The organism is Dinoroseobacter sp. S76 (assembly GCF_049801095.1).
Taxonomy (GTDB): domain Bacteria; phylum Pseudomonadota; class Alphaproteobacteria; order Rhodobacterales; family Rhodobacteraceae; genus Dinoroseobacter.
Genome location: NZ_JBNAGH010000024.1, coordinates 1 through 4,127, shown reverse-complemented (window position 1 = coordinate 4,127; position 4,127 = coordinate 1). Strand labels below are relative to the sequence as shown.

The following is a 4,127-nucleotide window of genomic DNA, read 5'->3' as shown; positions in this document are numbered from 1 at the left end:
GGGGGATGTTAAGGATTACTCGTTAGGAGAACCCTTGGCGCCTTTGATCGCGGCCAGCTCGGCGAAGCTGTACTCGGTCGCGTCGAGGCCCAGGCTTGCGGCCAGCTGTGCGGCTGCGCCGGAGACGCCCACGGACTGGGTCGAGACGACGCCACCGCGCTCGGTGATGTTGTAGCCGTTGTCCGTGTCGAAGCTGCCCTTGATGTTGGCCAGCTCGGCGAAGCTGTAGTCATTCGCGTCCACGCCCAGGGTCGCGGCCAGCTGTGCATGGGCCGGGGAGATGCCGACCGACTGGGTCGAGACCACGTCGCCGCGGGGGGCGATGTTGTAGCCGTTATCGGTGTCGTAGCTGCCCTTGATGGCGGCCAGTTCGGAGAAGCTGTAGACGCCGGGCTCGACGCCGAGCTGACGCTCGAGCTGGGAGGATGCGAAGGCCGGAGCGGTCAGGGCGATCACGAGGGCGGAGGTCAGAGCGAGTTTCATTTCAGTAGTCCTTTCAGTGTGTTGCGCGGCCTGTTTGTGCGTTGCGAGCCGCGGTGTTGTGTGTGTCGGCGGTGTGTGTCGCTGCCGATGAGATGGATTTGGGTCGGGGGGGCTCGGAATGAAATGGCGATGATGCGAGAGGTTGTTGCGCGCTGACGCACATCACGCTCCCGCGATCAGGCCTTCTGCGCGGGGTGTTCGAGGGTTTCCGGAAAGCTGCGTGGTTTCAGAGGCTTACCCGGACACACACCCTCACAACCCGGTGATGTTTCCAACAGAGAGGGCTGAGGGGGGCAAAAGTCACAGCCAATGTGACAGAAAAAAATCGAAAGAAATCTGCGCCCAGGGCTTGGAACCCCCAAACCCCAACAAAAAAGCCCCCGAAATCGGGGGCTTTCAAGCTATTCGGCCCGAAACTGAGACCAAAATTGGCCGCGCAATCACTCTGAGAGCAGGTGCTCGTAGCGCTGATCGGTCAGAGTTCGCAGAAATGCCACCAAAGCGTCGATCCGCCGGTCGTCCAGAGCGGGACCATGGGTCAGTTTCTCATGGGCCAAGGTCATCGGGACCGGCATCTTGCCATAGGGTTTGCCCGTCTCGGGGTTGATCTGCGCAGTTTCCGCGCGGGAATTGTAGCGATTGTAGAACTTCACCACCGTGCGCAGCTCCGCGAAGACACCGTTATGCATATAAGGGCCCGTCACAGCCACATTGCGCAGACTGGGCGTACGGAACTTGCCCCGGGCCATCGGATCATCCACCGCAGGGTTCGCGGAGAGCCCCGGATCAATGGTCCCTAGCGCGATACCGTTTTGTTCCCGCAGGACCGCGTTCTCCGGCACGCCAATATTATGATAGCGGTAGTCCGTGAAGGTTTCACGCGGATCAATCGCGCTACGGCTCAGTTGGTGACACTGGTTGCAATTGGTGAATTGTTCGGAAAAAAACAGCAGTCGCCCGAGTTCTTCCTCCTTGGACAGAACCACCTCCCCGCGCAGAAACCGGTCATATCTGGAATCGAATGGGCTCAGCGCCTCGGTGCGCTCAAACGCGGCCAAGGCCTCGGCAAAGGCGCGAAAGCCCCGCGCGGGGTCCGACAGGGTGTCTGGTCCGAAGAGCTCCACGAAAGCCTGCCGATAGCCCGGATTCTCGGAGATGCGCGCGACGACAGCCGCGGCATCGGGCAAGCCCATCTCGATCGGGTTCAAAGGCGGGCCCACGGCCTGATCCGCAAGTTCGGACGCGCGGCCATCCCAAAACTGCCCTCCGCGATAGGCGTTTTCGCGATCCTGGTGAAAGCCCGGCGTGAGCGCAGCGTAGGTCAGCGTCGGCGCATTGCGATCCCCAAGGGACTCGCCATCATCCCCCAAGGATGCCATCCCGCGCGGATCGGCAAAGGCGTAGTCCGGCACGTGACAGGTCGCGCAAGCCTGACTGCGATTGGCCGAGAAGTTGACATCGAAGAAGAGCTGTTCGCCGAGTTCCTCGAGGGTAGTCGGGACGGATTGCGTCTCTGCGGCGAGCGGCGCGCCTGCGCAAAGGAGTGGGAAGAACAGGAGGCGGAGTAGCATCTGCATGGGTCTGGACCAGTGCTGGAACAAGCTATGCCCGAGTATAATAGTCGGTTTCTTTGGTGGCCATGCGGCATGCTGGGCATGGGGGCCGCCTCCGCCTCAGACGTAGTTACAAAGAACCAAAAGGCCGGAGGGTTTTGTCTCCGGCCTTTTGTTATTGGTTGGGTTTTGCTGGGCGCGGGGCTGAGTTGGCGCGGGTTTGGGTAAGCGGGGCTGGGTTGGGGTGGTTTTGGATCGGCTCTGAGGTCGCCAGGAGGTGCTTTCCTGACCAGCGCTTGGCCAGCTCCGGTCCAGCGCCTGGCCAGCTCCGAGCCAACCCCTGACCGGCCCAGGGTCACCCCCGGGCCAACCCTGTCCCTTCGCCTGTTCAGCCGAGTTTTTCGGTGAGTTCGGGCACGGCGGCGAAGAGGTCGGCGACCAGGCCGTAATCGGCGACCTGGAAGATCGGCGCTTCTTCGTCCTTGTTGATCGCCACGATCACCTTGCTGTCCTTCATCCCGGCCAGGTGCTGGATCGCCCCCGAGATCCCCACGGCCACGTAGAGATCCGGGGCCACGACCTTGCCGGTCTGCCCGACCTGCCAGTCATTCGGCGCATAGCCCGAATCCACCGCGGCCCGGGAGGCGCCCACGGCGGCACCCAGGGTATCGGCGAGCTTCTCGATCATGGCGAAGTCCTCTTCGGAGCCCACGCCGCGCCCGCCGGAGACCACCACGCCCGCGGAGGTCAGCTCGGGCCGGTCGCTCTCGGCGACCTTGTCCTCGACCCAAGCGCTCAGGCCCGGATTATCGCCCGCGGCGATCTCTTCAACCGGTGCGCTGCCCCCGGTCTCGGCCGCGTCAAAGGTCGAGGTCCGGAAGGTGATCACCTTGGTCGCATCGGCGGATTTCACGGTCTGGATCGCGTTGCCCGCATAGATCGGACGGTCGAACGTGTCCGCATCCACCACGGCCACCACATCCGACAGCACCATCACATCCAGGAGCGCCGCCACCCGGGGCATGATGTTCTTGGCATCGGTCGTCGCGGGCGCCACCACATGGGAATAGCCCCCCGCCAGGGACGCGATCAGCGCCGCCACCGGCTCGGCCAGGCGATGCCCGTAAAGCGCATCTTCGGCCACCAGCACCTTGGCCACGCCCGAGATCGTCGCCGCCTCGGCCGCAGCCTCCTTGGCGGAGGCCCCCACGCAGAGCAGGGTCACCTCCCCCAGAGCCGCGCTCGCGGTCACAGCCTTGGCGGTGGCATCCATCGCCAGCGCCCCATCGGTTACTTCTGCCAGACACAAAACAGCCATCAGACAGCTCCTGCTTCCTTGAGTTTCGACACCAGCTCCTCGACAGAGCCGACCTTGATCCCGGCGGCGCGCTCGGCCGGCTCGGAGGTCTTGACCACGCTCAGGCGCGGGGTCACATCGACGCCGTAATCCGCCGGCGTCTTCTCATCCAGAGGCTTCTTCTTGGCCTTCATGATGTTGGGCAGCGAGGCGTAGCGCGGCTCGTTGAGGCGCAGATCCACGCTGACAATCGCCGGCAGGGAGACCTTGATCGTCTGCAGACCGCCATCGACCTCGCGGGTCACGCTGGCACTGTCGCCCTCGACAGCCAGCTCCGAGGCAAAGGTCGCCTGGGACCAGCCCAGAAGCGCGCTGAGCATCTGGCCCGTGGCGTTCATGTCATTGTCGATCGCCTGCTTGCCGCAGAGCACGAGCCCCGGCTCTTCGTCCTTGACCACCGCCGCCAGCAGCTTGGCCACGGCCAGAGGCTCGATATCCGTGTGCACGTCCTCGGCCGCATTGATCAGGATCGCCCGATCCGCGCCCATGGCCAGCGCCGTGCGCAGGGTCTCCTGGGATTGCTTGACGCCGATCGACACCGCCACAACTTCCGTGGCCGTCCCCGCCTCCTTCAAACGGATCGCCTCTTCCACGGCAATCTCGTCAAACGGGTTCATCGACATCTTCACATTCGCAAGATCAACACCACTCCCATCCGCCTTAACACGGACCTTCACGTTATAATCAATAACGCGCTTCACAGGCACCAATACCTTCATAAGACCATGTCTCCT

General features: G+C 63.3%; 4 protein-coding genes. All 4 read right to left on the bottom strand.

The genetic code is table 11. The features are described 5' to 3' along the window. Positions 1 to 15: 15 nt before the first annotated feature. Complete coding sequence (locus ACP153_RS22955; RefSeq protein ID WP_424970027.1) at positions 16 to 483, bottom strand: hypothetical protein; 468 nt, start codon at positions 481 to 483, stop codon at positions 16 to 18. Between the two features lie 440 nt (positions 484 to 923). Continuing rightward, on the bottom strand, positions 924 to 2,060 hold the full coding sequence (locus ACP153_RS22950) for a cytochrome-c peroxidase (protein WP_424973341.1): 1,137 nt from the start codon (positions 2,058 to 2,060) through the stop codon (positions 924 to 926). A gap of 364 nt (positions 2,061 to 2,424) precedes the next feature. Further along, entirely contained in the window at positions 2,425 to 3,354 is a 930-nt protein-coding gene (locus ACP153_RS22945) for an electron transfer flavoprotein subunit alpha/FixB family protein (RefSeq protein ID WP_424972053.1), read from the bottom strand. Further along, the gene (locus ACP153_RS22940) at positions 3,354 to 4,112 is read right to left on the bottom strand and encodes an electron transfer flavoprotein subunit beta/FixA family protein (protein ID WP_424972060.1); all 759 of its coding nucleotides are present in this window, start codon (positions 4,110 to 4,112) and stop codon (positions 3,354 to 3,356) included. Before ACP153_RS22940 ends, ACP153_RS22945 begins: the two co-directional genes overlap by 1 nt. Positions 4,113 to 4,127: the final 15 nt, after the last annotated feature.